This window comes from Oceanispirochaeta sp., assembly GCF_027859075.1.
Classification (GTDB): domain Bacteria; phylum Spirochaetota; class Spirochaetia; order DSM-2461; family DSM-2461; genus Oceanispirochaeta.
On record NZ_JAQIBL010000124.1, the window covers coordinates 23,371 to 40,901 of the forward strand.

A 17,531-nucleotide genomic window follows, 5' to 3' on the forward strand; every position below is an offset into this window, starting at 1 on the left:
AAATCCTCCTGATTAATCATCACCGGATACTTTGACGTTCTTTCTGTTCACTTCCGGCTTGTCCTTTTCTATCAGGGTTGCTGAATCAGGATTTGACTTGAAGCGTATGACATTCATCATAAAAATGTTGAGCTTGTTTATAATATTGGGGGGCAAAATATTGCCATCAATTTCCAGTGAGAAAACCGGGTAGTTTTTTTCCCGGGCCCAGGGAGTGATCAGTCCTTCAATCACACGCCCGATAAGGCAGGCAAAGGGGGAAATGTTGACAATTCCTGAGTAGCCCTCTTCCATGGCCGTGGCCGCAACTCCGCTGGATATGGCAATTTCCGAGTTCAATTCCAGGTTCACAAAATTATCAGAACTGTTTTTCATGATCTTTTTCATATTATAAGGCGTATGAGGGATGAGCCCTGATTTATCCAGGCGGGTCTTGACTCCTCTTTCAACCGAATGCTTCCAGATCATCTCAATATATAGAATCAAAAGGCTCTTCAATTCCTTAGAGAAAGGCCGTTTGTACCAGGTTGTCAGTTTGAGGCGTTTCTTCAGATCATAATCGCGGACAAAGTCCAGGTAATGAATCCATTCTGAAATGCCTGATACCTTGGCAATGATATTTTTCCGGCTCATCAGATCTACAAGTTCGTCTACGGCAAAATCATCCCGTCTGACATAAATTTCTCCTACGATCAGAATACGGGGCACTTCATTCATTGTCTTTTTCAGAGGGATGGATGCAACAGACCGGGCAATTTTTCTGAGGGAGGGATACACTTTTTTGAAATCATCCTCTATGGCCGTGATCATTTCATGCCAGAGCGTACTGTATAGTACCATTGCTTCTTCCGGGTTCTGTGCACAGGCTCGGAGAGTCGTCTGAATGTCTTTCATATAATCGGCGATCACAAGGCCCCACCACATATTCTTACTGAAATCCGGTCCCAGTTCGTTATAGGAGTTGTCGGCACTCATGGTGATGACAATTATATTTTCCAGGCGCATGTCCTTAAAAAGATTCTCATAAAAAACGAAGTACTGCCCCGTGCGGCAGGGCCCGGTTGTGATAGGTACAAAAAGCAAATAGATTTCATCTTTTCTGTAATCCTGAGAATTCAGAAATTTCAAGGCACTTCCCAGGACCAGATGAGAGGGGACACACTCTTTTCCTGACGCATGACTTCTGGCCAGCTGCAATGTTTTAGAATCAGATATTGGAAGAGCCTGGGCATTGATTCCTGTGTTCCGAATAATGGAAGCCATCATGGCAGTAGACAGGTCTCCCATGTTGGATAGGAGTATCTTGACCTTTTTATTATCTTTGACAGGAATGGTTTTTCCAGTGTTTAAATTTTTCAGGTGCAGAGGGTCTGTCCCATTGTTAATAAATCGTAATCCGTTGTCATAGCGTTCTTCTTTCGTTGATGTGAGGCGGGAACGATATCCGGTGATAATATCCAGAAAGGCTTCGATTCTTGTATCGATTCCTGCATCGGCGGAGTGAGAATCCAGCTCCAGAACCAGGAAGGGTTTTGTCCCCATCATCCATTTGATGTAGTGAAGAATAAAGGAGTCGGGAGCGCAGGAGAAGTTGGTAATGTAGGTGACATATACATTGGGCTCGTCTTTGAGACGGGCGGCGGTCTTCATGTCCAGCTGGCCGTAATACCAGTACATGTTTTCGTAAATTTCCTCATCCCCTTCGGGGAGGATGTCAAAAGGGATCACCGAATAACCGCGGCTGCTGAATTTTCGCGGTATTCCCATATTCGCTTCAGGAGTAAAGGCATTATAGGGGCGGCCCAAAAGGGCAATGACGGGGTGATTCTGTTCTTTGGCGAGCTTCAGGGCCTCTTTTCCCAGAACCTTGGAGGCGATCAGGTAGTCCTGCTGCTTTTTCATGGCGATATGAAAGGCCGCTTTAATTTCAGCGGCGGGAATGGACAGCTGTTCTCCCAGTTCGTAAAAGAATTCCAGAGCCTTTGACTCTCCAAATTTAAAGGTCACAATCAGGGGTATGAATTTTTCTTCGGGAACCTGTGGGAATGCTTTTTTGATGTAGTAGGGAAGGCTTTGTGTGATGGGGCAGAAGTTGGCATGCACATCTTTTTCCATGCTGGGCATGTCTCTGAAATGGGGTACAAAAATATAGTCAGTTCCCTTATTCAGAATATCCTGGACCGCTCCATGAGCTATCTCGGCAGGAAAGCAGTAGGCACTTTCCACACGGGCAATACCTTCAGGGGCAATTTCATCGGAGAGGACTGTTTTTATGCCCAGTTCATGAAAAAACCAGGAATACAGGGGGTACAGGGTATGGACAGAGAAACATCTTGGAATTCCGACGCTAAAGTCTCTTTTTCTTTTAAAATCCAGAACAGAAGGAGCAAAACTCTCAAAGAGCATTTCATTTCGTTTATCTACATAGTTTATGATTTGAACTTCTGATTTTACCTTTTTGCTGCTGTTGGTATATTTGCTGCAGCGACCTCCAAACATGTATTTGTGGCCATTTACCTTGAGAACCTGGATGGAGCAGAAATTCTCGCAGGACTTACAGCCGAATACACGTTCGTAATCTATCTGTGTATCCAGGATGGCTTCCAGGTCAATGCTGCCTTTCTGGAGCAGACCATCCTGCAGCTTCTGGCGTGCCAGAATACCTACACCGAAACAACCCATCAGTTCAGGAGACGGGGGCACCAGTATTTCCTTGTTCAGGAGCATAGCAAAGGCTAGGGGGACTGCTTTGTTTTTAGCCACACCTCCCTGGAGAAAAATCTTCTTCCCGATGGTTCTGTTTCCGACGACCCTGTTGAGGTAGTTGGAGACAATGGAAGTCACGATACCGGCGGTAATATCTTCTCTCTTTGCTCCCTGCTGGATGGCCTTGCGGATGTCCGAATTAATAAAGGCACTGCAATGTTCTCCGAATTTCAGCGGATTCTCCGCCTTGAGGGCTATCTCTCCGATTTCCCGTGCATGAGGGATGTTCAGGTCTCCTGCGGCAGATTCTTCCAGAAAAGATCCAGTTCCTGCTGAACAGGCTTCATTCATGGCATAATCAATGGGGACCTTGTTTTCCAGAAGTACGTATTTGGCGTCCTGCCCTCCAATTTCAAAGATGGTATCCACATCATTGCTGAAGTGGGTCGTTCCAAAGGCATGGGCAATAATCTCATTGTAAACGGCCTCTGTCTCTATAAACACACCCAGAATTTCCCGGGATGATCCGGTGGTGGCCGCCAGTGATATAGTTATGGATGAATCATCACCCAGGTCTTTATGGATTTTTTTACGAAGCTCTATTATACAGTTTTTTAGAGCCTGCACCGGGTCTCCATGGGTTCTCCCGTAATGGGCAGCTACAACTTCACAGTTTTCCATATCAATGAGGCAGGCTTTTGTGGTTGTAGAACCACCGTCAATTCCCAGGATATACTCCCGTCCTTTTTGGACGGGTTTGACATCAGAATAGAAATACTTGACCTTGCCTTCAGCATTTTTGAGATCATCATAGCGGTCAAATTTGACCCTGCTGTCTTTGAGTATCTTATCGACTGAAGGGAGGGCTGATCCGTTCTCAATGGCCAGATGAGCGGCACCGAAGGCTTCAAAATAAGTAGCTTCCCTGGGTATGATGAATTCAATCCCGGGTGTTTTTTCTTTCATAAACCGAAGAATATGTTTGTTTTTTGTGATGCCTCCGCTCAAAAGGACAAGACCTGAGCTAATTTTTGCACGGCTTAGAAAATCGCAGACCTTTGTGGCCATGACATTACTAAGGGACAGGACAATATCATCTTTACTGGCTTCTTTTTTGTTCAGCTTGTGGGTACAGTCGCTTTTCATAAACACAGAGCATCGGGCAGAAAGGGGACGTACCACGCTGTCTGGGGAGGCATGGTTCACATTGTCCAGGGTCATATCCATACGGGCCAGCTGCTGTTTGAAGAATTCTCCTGTCCCTGATGCACATTTGCTGCCTGAAAAATTGTTTGTGATTTTCCCCTGTCTGTTCACAGCATAGACGACCAGGTCTTCACCCCCCATACTGACCACTGCATCAACCTGATGACCTGTTATTTCCAGGGCTTTTTCAATACAGACAGGCTCAATGACGGAATGAGCTGATAAGAGGAACCGTCCATCTGTCCCGGTCACTAAAAGGGGAATTCCTTCCTCTATTTCGTTGTCCCTTAACAGGGTCACAACAGCATTCTGGAAGTCTCCCTCATGAGGGATAACATTGCTCCAGATCTCTTTTCCATTTTCAAGAACGACGGTTTTCAGGCTTGAACTGCCAATATTGATTCCAATGCTTTTCATACGCTTCCTCAAACATTGTAGCTGTAATGGACGGCTTGTCTTCATTCCGACAAAAAGAGGCTTTTTGTCCATTAAAAGCTGATTATAAGTCATTATTGAAGATCTTTGAGGTTTTGTCTATCCGCGTATTGTCAGATTGAGGAACTCAGGATCTTGCCAAAGAGATTCAACTCTGAAAGAATCGGATGGAATGAAGATAGCACTATTATTATCCGGAGGAGTGGACAGTTCTGTCGCTCTGTACCGGCTCCTGGAAGAAGGATATTCAGATATTACAGCCTATTATCTCAAGATCTGGCTGGAAGATGAGCTCAGCTTTATGGGAACCTGCCCCTGGGAGGAGGATCTGGAGTATGCCAGAGCCGTTTGCGATGCAAAATCCGTCCCGTTGAAGGTTTTACCCCTTCAGCAGGAGTATTATGACCAGGTTGTATCCTACACACTTTCAGAATTGAAGAAAGGAAGGACTCCCAGTCCCGATATTTTTTGTAACCAGAGAATCAAGTTCGGTGCGTTTTTCGATAAAGTCAACGAACACTACGATAAGGTTGCCACCGGTCATTATGCTGTTGTGGAAGAAGTCAATGGTCTGACCTGGCTGCACCGTTCTCCCGACCCGGTCAAGGATCAGAGTTACTTTCTGTCTCATCTCTCTCAGGAACAACTGCGGAAGATCATGTTTCCTATCGGTTCAATGATGAAAGAGGAGGTCCGGGTTTTGGCAGAGAAATACGATCTGCCCAATAAGGACCGCAGGGACAGTCAGGGAATCTGTTTTCTGGGGAAAATAAAATATTCTGATTTTGTTAAACACTACCTGGGTGAAAAAGAAGGTGAAATCCGTGAACTCGAAAGTGAAGAGGTCCTGGGAAGGCATAAGGGATTCTGGTTTCACACCATTGGTCAGAGGCAGGGCCTGGGACTCAGCAACGGTCCCTGGTACGTCACATCCAAAGATCTTGAAAAGAACATCATCTATGTCTCATCCAGCAAGAATGTTCTGGAGCGGAAAAGAACTGTTTTTACGGTGTGCGAACCGAATTGGATCAGCAGGAAGCCCTCCGGAGAAGAACTCTCTCTAAAGTTGAGGCATGGGCCCCATCTTCATGACTGCCGGATCAAATGGCTCAGTCCGGATCGACTGGAAGTCACTCTGGACGAGGGTGACAAAGGGATTGCACCAGGACAGTTCGCTGTCTTTTATGAAGATAATATCTGTCTGGGCGGTGCCAGAATCGAATAGATCCGCTTAGGAAGAAGGAGTGAAAAAATCCACTTAATACACGGACCTGAGAAAGGAGAGACGCTCTTCTTCTGAAAAAGAATAGGGATTATTTTTATTTCCCGATTCCATGGCCGTGCGAACCAGCAGTTCTTCTGTTAACCCCAGAGTCTTCAGCCCGGGGAGGGCAGCCAGGGTCGTCCAGCGATCCAATTCTTCCATCAATATCTGTATGGATTCCTCAGTTTTCAGATCCATCCTTCCCGATAGAAACTGTCCCAGTCCTGCTGCTTTTTGGAGAGTCGGATGGTCTTCATCCAGTTTCAGCAGTTCCTGAAAGGTCCCGTTCATGACCGGAGGGAGGAGAAGACCGCAGGCTGTTCCATGAGGAATCTCTATCAGTCCCCCCAATACTCCAGCTATTCCGTGAACCGTACCAAGTCCGGCATTCGCCAGGGTGAGGCCGGAGAGGGTTGCTCCCAGGGCGATGGAGGAGAACTCATCTTTTCCTGCATTTCCCTCCAGAACAACCCCAAAGGCTTCCAGGAACTCTGTCAGTCCCTCTTCGGCAAGAGCATCGCTCAGGGGCGAAGCTTCTGTGGAAATATAGGATTCCAGCAGTTGGGAGAAGGCATCCATGCCGCAGGATGCAATGACCTCCCGGGGAAGGCTTTCCAGCCATTGGGGGTCAATCAGGGCCAGATCGGGAATGTAGTTGTCATGACGGAGGGATTTTTTAAAACCTTTTATTCCGGGACGGCTGAGGACCGCATTTTTTGTGCACTCACTGCCTGTTCCAGCCGTGGTGGGGAGTGCAAAAAATGGTATTTTTGCACCGCTCGGTTTTTTCGTCCCCACTCCCTCCAGGTATTCCATGACGGAACCAGTTTCTCTCAGCATGGCGGAGACGGCCTTTCCAGCATCCAGAACACTCCCTCCTCCCAGGGCAACAACGACTGCGGGAGGGGAAGATCTGTATTGTTCACAGAGAGAGTCGACATCCTCGGGTGAGGGTTCTCCCGAGATTTCTTCAAAATCAGCCTTGATCCCTTCTCTGCGTAGCTCTAGTTCCAGAGATTTCCAGAGGGGGTTCTTTTTGACGGATTTTCCGGTAATAAAAAAGACTCTCCCCTTCTGATCTTTTAAAAGGGGAACAAGAGAAAGAGTTTCACCCCATCCGAAGAGGATTTTTTTATTGGCAGAAAATGAGAAACCTACCACCCGGAAACCTCAAGAGGAGCGCAGACCCTATGGGATGTCCCTTTCCGGGGCTCTGCCATCCAGGGAGCCACAAGGTCTCTCCATTTCAGGTAGTGAGGGGTTTCCTTGTGAGCCTTGACCGCCTCGGGGCTGGAATAGGCCTCATATAGAAAGAAGGAACCGGGATTATCACTCTGCTGGAGCACATCAAAACGGTGATTCCCCTCTTCCTTTCTCGTCCCTTTTCTGTTTTCCAGGCAGGCCTGTTCAAATACCCCTTCTTTACCGGAAATAACTTTAACTTCAACACAATAAACAATCATTGTTCCTTCTCCTTGCTGCACATTCATCCTGATTTAAGCTCTCCCTTTCAGGGGAGGGTTTCCATTTTACCATAACAGTCGACATTCCATTGCATATAGTTGTTCCTGTATTCCTGAAAGCAACGGGGGAGGGCTTCGATAATATCAGAGGCCGTAAAGCTCTCCCGGGCTCCTGGAAAGAGTTCCGCTGCCAGTCCATGAAGAAGCACAGCCTTCCTGACTCCCTGAATCTCTGATTCTTCCGAGGCCATCAGAGCCGAGATCATTCCGGCCAGGACATCCCCGGTGCCGGCGGTCCCCAGGGCGTCATTTCCGGTGAGGTTGATAAACTCCTCCCCTCCGGGGAGGCAGATTCTGCTGTGCGGTCCCTTATAGATACAGAGGGCATTGTATGCCTCCTCAATCGTCTGTTCCGGAGCTAGGCCGGAACGTAAACGTTTCTGTTCTCCTATATGGGGAGTGAGTACCGTCAGAGGCGATCTCTTTATTGTCAGATCACAGAATCCGGCCAGTGCATTCAATCCGTCTGCATCCACGACAAGAGGCACCCTAATGGCGGGAATGAGCTTTCGGATAAGAGAGGCTGTAGACTCATGACGGGTCATGCCCGGGCCTATGAGGACGGCATCATGCTTTGTGGCCAGTGACAGAAGAAGGTCTTCATTCTCTTCTGAAATTGTTTTTTCTCCTGTCTCCAGAAGACCCTGAATGACTGCCTCAGGGCATTGGGCTGAAAATCCACTGACTTGAGACTGGGGAATCGCCACCGTCACAAAGCCGGCCCCTGAACGGTAGGCGGCTCGGGCAGACAGGGCCGGTGCTCCCTGGTAGTTCTTTCCTCCTCCGATGATGAGAACTCTGGCAAAGCTATTTTTATAACCCAGAGGATCTCTTTCTTTCAGAGGGGAGGGCAGATTTAGTTTGGAGTTACAGGGCCAGTCTCTGTAGAGTTCCGGAGGAAACGAGATTCTGGATAAGAAAATTCTTTTGCTATATAAAAACCCCGGACTGAGAAAATTTCCTCTTTTCGGTGCACCGAAACAGATGGTCATGTCTGCCTGAATCGCGGCTCCCCGGGGGAGGCCTGTTTCTCCGTCAAGACCCGAGGGGATATCGAGGGAAAGAATCGGTGCTCCGCTGCTATTCATCAGCTTGATCAGTCTTCTCCTTTCATCATCCACATCCCTATTGAGACCGATACCCAGAAGAGCATCCACAATAAGTTGCCTTTCATGGAACATCTGAGTGAGCGTTTTTTCAGAAGGGTTGAGAAAAAGGGGGGTATCAGTCTTGCGAAGGGCTTTTAAATTCTGTGAGGCTTCAGCGGAATACTTTTCCGGATTTCCACAGATGAGAACCTTTGTGTTTCTTTCCAGTGAATGAAGCTGCCGGGCCAAAGCCAGTCCGTCGCCCCCATTGTTCCCTGTACCGCAAACGATCAAAATAGAAAGATCGGGATACTCCCTCTGGATGAGGGCCCGAGCGGATGAGGCCGCATTCTCCATCAGGATTAAGGCGGGGATTTTATATTGACGGATGCAGGTCTCATCCATCCGACGCATTTCATCCGGACTGAGAACCTTCATGGTTTATTCCGGATTCATTCCTGCGAATTTAAAAATCTCCGACTGTACCCACATAAAATTCTGATTTTCTGTAGGGACAAGAAACTGCGAAGTTTCAATGACCGAATCATCATCAGCAATGATGGTTACGTCCTTGACAGCGAGAACGGGATATCTTTTACCAGGTTTGAAATTCTTGGCTATTTTTACATATTCTGCTGATATATAGGGAAAAAAATCATTATGATCGGTGTCATAGTTTTCTCGATTAACAACATAAAAGGTACAGCTTTTCATTGGATCCTCCGTGAAGCTGAGTTACAATTTCATACTCATTATACAGGATCAAAAGAAATTTCTCCTGCCTTTTTTTTAAAACAATCAGTATTGTGAATTTTTACTCCACACTTGTTTCTGCCCCGGGAAGGGATTCCCGGCTTGTTGAACCAGTCCCGGAAGGCAGATCCCCGACTGAATCTGTCCCATTATCGAGGGGCTCAGCATCGACATCCATTTTTGGAGATGAATCCTCTTCTTCGGCCGGATTAAATTGTATCCGAATCATTTCTTCTTCTACTCTGTGTTTTATTTTTACATACAGGGTTTTATTGACCGCATCATAGACCCAGCCATCGGAATATCTTTGAAAACGCGGGTCACTTTTCCAGCGAATATTATGGAGGAAAACACGGTCAAAGGGCTCTATCCCTTTTAATACAAGATGATGGATCTGGCCTTTCGGAAATTGAACCTTCAATTCCAGAAACTGATCGTTACTTATAACTGAGCTACTCCTGGCAGCCGTGTAGAGCCAGGTTTCCTTGTCCTTTCCATTGCTCAGATCTATGAACCTGGGAGCAAAGGCTGTCTCCTGGTACAAGCCGTATACATCTTCGGGGACAATGGCACCTTCTCCCAATGAGGCCCGCTCTCTTGAAAAGGTGATCTTTTCGGGGAGGATTCCATTCTCATCTGCCCGGCTTAGAATGGTGGCCCTGATTTTAGAGGAAATAGAAAGAAGGTTCTCATCCCCTGTTCTGATGGCGGCGCTCTTCAGTAGTTCGGCGGCTTCCAGAGTAAAAAGGGTACTGCTTTCAGGATTGTCCGGATGGAGGATGTACAGGCCTTCTTCCAGCCAGACGATTAGGGGATAGATATTTTCCTCAATCCAGGGAACCGGGTCTTCCGATTCTGAATTGGTCAGTAATTTTTTGAGTTCCAAAATCTCTCTATAGGGTGACACATCCGGGTTGGCGGTCAGATTCAGGGAGGTTTTTCCTTCCAGAAGACTGACATAACCGCTCCGCAGAAGAGGGGCGGTCCGATTGACAATATCACCGATGAAAGGACTGGAGTACCAGCTTAGGGCTGAAATGTTTTTCTCGGCAGACTTCAGCAGATCTGCGGCTGTCAGGGTCTGTTCTCCCCGTCTATATGATTCGGCCATAAACTGAACCAGAGCTTTTTCTTTAAATGAAGGAGCACCCTCAGGCATCGTCCAGTTTCCTGTACTTTTATCAAATCTGGATTTCCAACCCGAGTAGGATTTGTCAGAGTACCGAGCCAATGTCTCTCTGTCTGAAGGGATTATCTTTTCGCTGTCTGCCAGCCATTCCCTGACGGAACGTCCCAAACCGGGAGCTTCGTCTTCCATGGTTATTCTATTGCTGACTCGATCATCCATAGAGATCGATAGGATTGAACTTTTGAAATCAAGGATTCCGCTACTGTTCATGAAGTAGGTGCTCGTACCATCGCTCAAGGTAATTCTTCCCTCATTATCCTTGTTTAAGAGGTAGCTGTCCTGGGCTTGTGCCCTGATTCTCAGCTCTTTGATGGGGGGGATAGTCTGAGGAATGGTGATGTTGATATAACTGTCACTGCTCTGGGGCTTGCTGCTGATGTTGATGGAAATATCATACTTGAAATGAAGAACTACCCCCGTATCTGTTCTCTCAAGACGGTCCAAAGTCAATTCTCTGACAATGCCGTCTTCGGTGATGACTTTAAGAGTTTCTGCGGAAGAAAAACTGAGCTTCAGTCCGTTTGTATATACCGCCATTCTGGAGATCCTGGCAGGGGACAACCCTGTGGCCATAGTCTTTGTTCCTTTAAAGGAGACATTGTCCATAACCAGTGATATTTCTTCATATCGAGAAAAATGGAGGAATAGGAAAAAAATTATTATAAGAGCATAAAAGACAGGTATGATTGTCAAAAATGATCCGGATTTTCGTTTCATATGGCACGAATATTACCAGCAGGAAACTAAAAATGCAACCTTGTCCAAATCTGTTTCCAGAGGTATATTATCAACTGTATTCTGAAGGTCATTTCCCGAGGATATTCAACCCCATTCAATAATTCTGAAAGTTGTCATTCATTTCCGAATCCTTTCAGTCCATCATAAGGAGACAAAATGAATCTGAGCCGACTGACTCTTTATGGGACATTGCTGCTGGTACTTGTTCTATTTCTGCCTCTCTCATGCACCAGTACTGTCACAGAAAAACAGGGTGATTCAAGTTCTGAAGCAGGGAATGCTCCTGAAAAACCGAAAGAAATTCTACCGGTAGAACCTGAACCGACTCTATTAGAGTCGTTGACTGAGCTCAACGCTGTTGAGGATGGTCAGAAGGATCTTGCTCTTCTGGAAAAGGCTGAGACTCTGACCCTGGAAGAACGGATTTTAAAATCGGCTCTTATGGTTTCTGAAGGATACTGGAAAGAGGCCCGGGAGGAATTAAACCGGCTGCTGGAGGAGAATCCGGGACATCCTGATGTCCTTTATAACTTAGCCCTTCTTGAAAATGCTGAAGGTGATAATGCAGCCCGGGATGAGACCATCGGGGCCATTCTCAAAACAAATCCTGATCATGAAGATGGACTGCTTTTAAAGGGAACTATAGATTTTTCAGCCAAGCGTTATAAACAAGCGGATCAGAGTTTCAGTCGGATCTTGAGTAAAAATCCAAAGAATTTTATGGCCCTCTCAGGAGCCGGTTCCGCCCAGATGAATCTGGATAATCTGGAGGGAGCTGTGAAGCTTCTGAACAGAGCCATAGAACTGGAACCTGATTTCGCCTACCTTTATGTGGATAGAGCCCGGGCTTTTCGAGGGCTTAAAAAATACGGTAAGGCTGAAGAGGACTATGGAAGAGCGATTGAGCTGGAACCGGATGTGGAGTGGCATTACCTGGACCGCACACGGATTTTCATACAGTATTTTCATGACCTGGAGAATGCCTGGGAAGATCTGGAGCAGATCGAAAGAATCAATCCTGACAATCTTTTCGCCAACATATATAAGGCGGGAGTCCTGGATGAGTGGCAGCGTTATGATGAAGCTGAAGTTTATTATGAAAAGATCCTGAGGGCCCGTCCAGACTATGGTTACGCCCATGAACCCCTGGCAAAATATGCCTATATGAAGGGAGATTTTAAAAAAGCAAAAAATCATTTTTTGCAAGCCTATGAATTTGAAAGCCGGGATGTTATGTATGTGTTGGCTGCCGCCCTCTGTATGGAGAAATCGGGAGACCGAAAAAATGCCGAGAAACTCCTGAAAGAAGTTATTCCCCGAGTGACGAGAGACAGCATTGAATATGAAATGTTCAGGTACTATCTCCAGCCGGGTTCCAATTATTTTATTACCGACAAGATTGCTAAAGAAACTAATGAAGACCTACGCAGCCGGATGTATTTTTATCTGGGAGCTCGTGATGATCTACAAGGGCTTAGAAGAAGTGCCCTGGCCAGCTATGAGCAGGTTGATGATTACACAGGCTTCTTTGAATCTGAACTGGCCGCCTGGGAAAGGAATAATCCATGAGTGAAGAAATAAAAATCGACCATGAAGGGGATACGGTCAGCCGTATCCATCTGGCAAATAGGGAGATCCTTCTGTTAGGAACGGCCCATGTCTCCCTTGATAGTGTAGAAGAAGTAACAAACGCCATACGGGAAGAACTTCCCGACCGTATTTGTGTTGAAATTGATGCCGGGCGGTATCAGTCTCCCTCTAAGAATGAAAAATGGCAGCAGATGGACCTGACAAAGGTCTTTCGCCAAAAGAAGGGTTTCCTCCTTTTAGCGAATCTTGTGCTGACCTCTTTTCAGAGAAAGGTCGGGATGAATACGGGGATAAAGCCTGGTGAAGAGATGAAAATGGCCATCGAAGTGGCGGAAGAACTTTCTATCCCCTATTCCTTCAGTGACAGACCGGTACAGATGACTCTTCAGCGGGCCTGGGGAATGAGCACCCCCTGGAACAAGATGAAGCTTCTGGCATCCCTGCTCGGTTCCGTATTTACCACTGAAAATGTAAATGCCGAAGAAGTGGAGTCTCTGAAAGAAAAGGGGGCTCTTGAGGATATGATGGAAGAGTTGTCAACTTTTCTGCCTTCGGTTAAGCAAGTTCTTATTGATGAGCGGGACCAGTATCTGGCGACCAATATCTATGAAGCTCCGGGGAATAAGATCATCGCTGTGGTTGGTGCCGGTCATATGCCGGGGATTATCCGCTGGATTGAGGACCTACACAGCGGCAGGAAGGAATCAGATTTAAAAGAAATTTCATCCCTTCCGGTACGGGGATTAGGCAGCAAGATGCTTCCCTGGATTATTCCTGCCCTGATTTTAGCGATTGTTGTTACAGGATTTATCACGTCAGGTATAGACGTCGGTCTCCGCATGCTTCTGGTCTGGGTTCTGGCGAACGGTACTCTCGCCGCCCTGGGAGCCATCTTGGCTTTGGCTCACCCACTGACCATACTTGGATCTTTCCTGGCGGCACCGATCACAAGTATGAACCCCACCATCGGTGTCGGTATGGTCTCAGGCATTATGGAATATTTTTTCAGGAAGCCCCGGGTTAGCGACATGGAATCTCTTCAGGATGATGTCACCAGCCTGAGGGGTTGGTATAGAAATAGAATTTCCAGAATCCTTCTGGTTTTTTTCTTCTCTTCTCTGGGCAGTTCCATCGGTACATTTTATGCTCTGCCCCGTATTTCCATGCTATTGGGGGGCTGAAAAGACCTTTCGGATGGCGTCTTTGATATCCCCCGCTATGATGGGGGGGGCTCCCGTCCAGTCCCGTGTCTCTTCAGATTTTTCAGGAATAAGAATCCTTTTGAAACCCATCTCCTCAGCGGCTTTTAACCGCCGGCGGAGCTGGGCAACAGGCCGGATTTCTCCAGTGAGGCTCATCTCACCAAAGGCGATAAGGTCTGAGGGAATCTGTATCCCTGTCCTGGCGGAATAGATGGCCAGGGCCAGGGGAAGTTCCATACCGATTTCGGCAATTTTCATACCGCCGGCTACATTGATATAAATGTCCTGATCGGAAAATTTTATTCCCAGATGTTTTTCCATTATGGCGGCCACACGGGAAACCCGGCTGCTTTCCACTCTGTCTGAGAAAATACGGGAGACCGCTCCTTTCGCTGCTACGGTGAGAGACTGAATTTCCACCAGCAGGACTCTGGATCCTTCAAATACCGGTGCCACAGAAATACCTGGAGGCAGATCGCCCTCCCTGCTTTCCAGAAAGAGGCCCTCAGGATGACCGATCTGTATCAGGCCCATTGCGCTCATCTGAAAGAGCCCAATTTCATCCACAGAACCAAAGCGGTTCTTTGTGGCCCTGAGGACCCTCAATTCGTTTCCAGAATGGTCAAAATAAAGAACCGTATCCACCATATGTTCGATGACTTTGGGTCCGGCAATGGCCCCATCTTTTGTCACATGGGCGATAAGAAAGAGTACGGCATCTCTCCGGCGGACCCAGTTGATCAGTTCAAAACATCCATATTTCAGCTGATTCACCGTGCCGGGGACCATGCCTTGTGAGGGGGATTGAATGGTCTGTATGGAATCCATGATGACCAGACCCGGTCTTCTCTGTTCCAGGGTAGTGAGGATCTCCTCTACCCTGGATTCGCAGTAGAGGATGAGCTTGTCAGAATTGATTCCCAGGCGTTCTGCCCTGAGTTTGATCTGCCGGGGAGACTCCTCACCCGATATGTAGAGCACTTCCTGGTCTTGAGCCGCCATGAGGGCGATCTGAAGCATCAGAGTTGATTTCCCTATGCCCGGCTCACCTCCCAGTAATACAGCGGACCCTTCCACCAGTCCTCCCCCCAGGACTTGATCGGCTTCGGGTATTCCTGTTGAGCGTCGTGTGACATCCTTCAGGACAATGCTGCTGAGTTTTTGGGGTTCCGGTGACTCTGCATAGAATCCGGAAGGAGTCTGCGGCGCCGAGGGGAGTGATTTTTCCTTGAAGCTGTTCCATTCACCGCAGCCGGGACATCGTCCCAGCCATTTGGGCTCTTCATGACCGCAGGAGGAACAGCTGAAAACCGTTTTATTTCTGCTTTTAGCCATGAACTTACTGGAAGTCTATAAGTTCTATATCAAATATAAGCCAGGATCCCGGGGGGATGGGGCCGTAACCCTTTTCACCATAGGCCAGGGCGGGAGGTAGTATGATGGTTCTCTTTTCTCCAGCCTGCATGCTCAGGGCTGTTTCGATCCATCCGGGTATGACTCCGTCTCTGCCGATAACAAACTGAAAGGGCTCTCCTCTCATATAGGAATTATCAAATTCTTCACCCGAGAGGAGTCGGCCCGAGTAATGCATTCGGACGGTATTCCCGGGACGGGGCTTTCCACCTTTTCCCTCATTTATGATCTTAAAGAATATTCCTGTTTCAGATTCCTCAACACCATCGCCCAGTTGGTCCAGTAACAGTGCTACTTCTGGATATTCATCGGCAAAGGCCTGTCTGGATTCAATCCGGGCCTGCATGATCATATCCCGAACCACAGTATCATCCGGGCTGAAGGACTCGGCTTTGCTTCCTATCCTTATGATCTCAACCGAATTGATGATGTCCCCTCTTTTCAGCTTGGAGAGAGTCTTTTCCCCCGTAATAAGCTGTCCGAAGGTCGTATATTTCTGGTCCAGAAAGGGATCGCCATTGATCATGATCATAATCTGGCTACCCTGGTCTTCGTTCTGACGGGAGACCATGACCAGTGAACCGGGAGTTCCGGATGAAAGGACAGATCCTTTTTCCCGGGGGATGGTATAATCCACGGGAGTATCGGGATCTCCCAGAAAGAGGGCATAACCCTGAACTTCCCTGTAGATCTTTTGATTCGTATAGTAAGGACCCTCTGAATCGGCAATTTTCATCTTGCCTTCTGCCAGAGCCACAAAATTGGACACCGTCCTGGGAAGCTGCTCATAGTCCAGACGGTACAGGAGCGCACCACTTGGGGAGAGGAATCGTGCATAAAGACCCGGAGGAAGGGGGTCTTCCTGAGCCGTGAGCATCAGGGGACTTAACAGCAGTATCAATATAAGAAACCATAGGGTTTTCTGTTTCATTCTTGTCTCCAGGCCTTTATTATATTAAAAAAATTTATCAGAAATCGAGGAGTTCCACTTCAAAAACCAACCATGCATCGGGAGGAATCACTCCGCCTGCTCCTCTGCTGCCATAGGCCATTTCGGGGGGTAGGATGATGGTTCGTTTTTCGCCTTTTTTCATATCAAGAATGGTTTCGTCCCATCCTGAGATAACACGTCCGCCTCCGGCAGGAAATTCGAAGGGAGTTCCCCGGGCAACAGAACTGTCAAAGGTCTTTCCATCCATAAACATTCCTGTGTAATGAACTTTTACATTGGTACCGACTGTCGGTTTGGCGCCGCTGCCTTCTTTTTCGACAATAAAGTGAATTCCCGATTTAGAAACCTGGGCCTCGGGCCATCTTTTACTTATTTCTTCCAGAATACCTTTCTGAGCTTCTTTTTTCTTTCTCATCTCTGCTCCTGCGAGGTCTTCCAGGGCTGCATCGAAGGCTTTCTGGTCGTTTTTAAAGGCTTTAGCCGATGCTCCAACCCTGATGATTTCCATCGTATTGATCTTGTCATTTGCCTTGATGCTGTCTACGACCTTCTGGCCTTCCAGAACCTGTCCGAATATGGTGTGTTTACCCTGTAGCCAGGATGTTTCCACATGAGTTATAAAGAACTGACTTCCGTTTGTTCCCGGGCCTGAATTGGCCATAGCCAGAATTCCGGGTCCGTTGAACTGAAGGGAGTTATCAATTTCATCGGGGAAGTTATATCCGGGGCCGCCGGAACCTGTTCCCGTGGGGTCTCCTCCCTGAACCATAAAATTATCAATGACACGGTGGAATTTAATACCGTCATAGTATTTACCCTTCCGGTTTGATTCAATCTTTCCTTCCGCCAGACCGGTAAAATTAATGACAGTCAGGGGAGTTTTTTCAAATTCAAGGTTAAGAAGAATCTCTCCCCTGTTGGTATCGATAAGGGCATAAAGCCCGTCTTTCAGTGAATCTCTATCTATTGCAATTGCACTCATAGTTGTTGTCATGAGCAGCACGCCTGCCAGCAGAACTGTTTTGAGGGTGTTAAGCTGCTTCATAATTCCTCCTGTATTTAATTAGAAACCGGTAAACCAGGGTATGTTACAAGTTTACCGGTAATTTTTATGAGAGCATAACATTAAAAACGGGTAGAATCAATTCGCATATCCCCCTGGTTTCAATCGAAAAGGATGGATATTGGAAGGACCCATTTATTGACAGCCCAGGAAGAAGCCTATAAAATTACAAAATTATGAGAAATCCGAAATTCTTCTTTATCTATTTTTTTAACTTTTTCTTTTTTACCAGAAGGGTAACCCCGGGGCTTTCATAAAGAACGGATGTTCATAAGAGCCGCAGAGGGTTTCCTTATAGGAGACCCTCTGCGGCTCTTTTTTTGCATCATTAAGTTTTTTGATGTGGGAGGTATGTTTGGTCGTGGGGAATCTTTCTACTATGCGCAGTGCCTCACGTTATATATATGAG

At 47.1% G+C, this 17,531-nt stretch carries 12 protein-coding genes; 3 read left to right on the forward strand and 9 right to left on the reverse strand.

The genetic code is table 11. The annotated features are described in order from the left end of the window. Window positions 1-12 precede the first annotated feature (12 nt). Complete coding sequence (locus PF479_RS07015) at window positions 13-4,329, reverse strand: acyl-CoA dehydratase activase (protein WP_298004072.1); 4,317 nt, start codon at window positions 4,327-4,329, stop codon at window positions 13-15. Window positions 4,330-4,519: 190 nt separating this feature from the next. Between PF479_RS07015 and mnmA the strand changes: the two genes are divergently transcribed. Further along, window positions 4,520-5,572 (forward strand): tRNA 2-thiouridine(34) synthase MnmA, encoded by a 1,053-nt coding sequence (gene mnmA / locus PF479_RS07020; protein ID WP_298004075.1) that lies wholly within the window; start codon window positions 4,520-4,522, stop codon window positions 5,570-5,572. A gap of 33 nt (window positions 5,573-5,605) precedes the next feature. On the opposite strand, the gene PF479_RS07025 is transcribed toward mnmA, so the two are convergent. The 5 genes from PF479_RS07025 to PF479_RS07045 all read right to left on the reverse strand — a co-directional run bounded on the left by PF479_RS07025 (window position 5,606) and on the right by PF479_RS07045 (window position 10,701). Then, window positions 5,606-6,772: an iron-containing alcohol dehydrogenase gene (locus PF479_RS07025; RefSeq protein WP_298004078.1), complete on the reverse strand. Its 1,167-nt coding sequence runs from the start codon at window positions 6,770-6,772 to the stop codon at window positions 5,606-5,608. After that, entirely contained in the window at window positions 6,766-7,074 is a 309-nt protein-coding gene (locus tag PF479_RS07030) for an antibiotic biosynthesis monooxygenase (RefSeq protein ID WP_298004081.1), read from the reverse strand. The genes PF479_RS07025 and PF479_RS07030 overlap by 7 nt, the downstream gene beginning before the upstream one ends. A gap of 47 nt (window positions 7,075-7,121) precedes the next feature. After that, on the reverse strand, window positions 7,122-8,660 hold the full coding sequence (locus tag PF479_RS07035; protein ID WP_298004084.1) for an NAD(P)H-hydrate dehydratase: 1,539 nt from the start codon (window positions 8,658-8,660) through the stop codon (window positions 7,122-7,124). A gap of 3 nt (window positions 8,661-8,663) precedes the next feature. Continuing rightward, window positions 8,664-8,936 carry a hypothetical protein gene (locus tag PF479_RS07040; RefSeq protein ID WP_298004087.1) on the reverse strand — a complete coding sequence of 91 codons (273 nt, stop codon included), beginning with the start codon at window positions 8,934-8,936 and terminating at the stop codon, window positions 8,664-8,666. Window positions 8,937-9,036: 100 nt separating this feature from the next. After that, the gene (locus PF479_RS07045) at window positions 9,037-10,701 is read right to left on the reverse strand and encodes a hypothetical protein (RefSeq protein ID WP_298004089.1); all 1,665 of its coding nucleotides are present in this window, start codon (window positions 10,699-10,701) and stop codon (window positions 9,037-9,039) included. Between the two features lie 357 nt (window positions 10,702-11,058). On the opposite strand from PF479_RS07045, the gene PF479_RS07050 reads away from it, so the two are divergent. Further along, entirely contained in the window at window positions 11,059-12,471 is a 1,413-nt protein-coding gene (locus tag PF479_RS07050) for a tetratricopeptide repeat protein (protein ID WP_298004092.1), read from the forward strand. Further along, window positions 12,468-13,673, forward strand: a complete 1,206-nt coding sequence (locus PF479_RS07055; protein ID WP_298004095.1) for a TraB/GumN family protein — start codon at window positions 12,468-12,470, stop codon at window positions 13,671-13,673. The genes PF479_RS07050 and PF479_RS07055 overlap by 4 nt, the downstream gene beginning before the upstream one ends. Here PF479_RS07055 and radA read toward each other — a convergent pair. Genes radA through PF479_RS07070 form a run of 3 tightly spaced genes read right to left on the reverse strand, consistent with a single transcriptional unit; the run spans window position 13,659 to window position 17,104 of the window. Further along, complete coding sequence (gene radA, locus PF479_RS07060) at window positions 13,659-15,029, reverse strand: DNA repair protein RadA (RefSeq protein ID WP_298004099.1); 1,371 nt, start codon at window positions 15,027-15,029, stop codon at window positions 13,659-13,661. The genes PF479_RS07055 and radA overlap by 15 nt on opposite strands. A 4-nt stretch (window positions 15,030-15,033) precedes the next feature. Then, a complete protein-coding gene (locus PF479_RS07065; RefSeq protein WP_298004101.1) occupies window positions 15,034-16,038 on the reverse strand; it encodes an FKBP-type peptidyl-prolyl cis-trans isomerase in 1,005 nt (334 codons plus the stop codon). A gap of 37 nt (window positions 16,039-16,075) precedes the next feature. After that, window positions 16,076-17,104: a peptidylprolyl isomerase gene (locus PF479_RS07070; protein WP_298004105.1), complete on the reverse strand. Its 1,029-nt coding sequence runs from the start codon at window positions 17,102-17,104 to the stop codon at window positions 16,076-16,078. Window positions 17,105-17,531 lie beyond the last annotated feature (427 nt).

Excerpts from the sequence above, each read along its gene's own strand:
- PF479_RS07015 (WP_298004072.1), bottom strand. The coding sequence starts at position 4,329 with ATGAAAAGCATTGGAATCAATATTGGCAGTTCAAGCCTGAAAACCGTC.
- mnmA (WP_298004075.1), top strand. The coding sequence starts at position 4,520 with ATGAAGATAGCACTATTATTATCCGGAGGAGTGGACAGTTCTGTCGCT.
- PF479_RS07030 (WP_298004081.1), bottom strand. The coding sequence starts at position 7,074 with ATGATTGTTTATTGTGTTGAAGTTAAAGTTATTTCCGGTAAAGAAGGG.
- PF479_RS07035 (WP_298004084.1), bottom strand. The coding sequence starts at position 8,660 with ATGAAGGTTCTCAGTCCGGATGAAATGCGTCGGATGGATGAGACCTGC.
- PF479_RS07040 (WP_298004087.1), bottom strand. The coding sequence starts at position 8,936 with ATGAAAAGCTGTACCTTTTATGTTGTTAATCGAGAAAACTATGACACC.
- PF479_RS07045 (WP_298004089.1), bottom strand. The coding sequence starts at position 10,701 with ATGGCGGTATATACAAACGGACTGAAGCTCAGTTTTTCTTCCGCAGAA.
- PF479_RS07050 (WP_298004092.1), top strand. The coding sequence starts at position 11,059 with ATGAATCTGAGCCGACTGACTCTTTATGGGACATTGCTGCTGGTACTT.
- PF479_RS07055 (WP_298004095.1), top strand. The coding sequence starts at position 12,468 with ATGAGTGAAGAAATAAAAATCGACCATGAAGGGGATACGGTCAGCCGT.
- radA (WP_298004099.1), bottom strand. The coding sequence starts at position 15,029 with ATGGCTAAAAGCAGAAATAAAACGGTTTTCAGCTGTTCCTCCTGCGGT.
- PF479_RS07065 (WP_298004101.1), bottom strand. The coding sequence starts at position 16,038 with ATGAAACAGAAAACCCTATGGTTTCTTATATTGATACTGCTGTTAAGT.
- PF479_RS07070 (WP_298004105.1), bottom strand. The coding sequence starts at position 17,104 with ATGAAGCAGCTTAACACCCTCAAAACAGTTCTGCTGGCAGGCGTGCTG.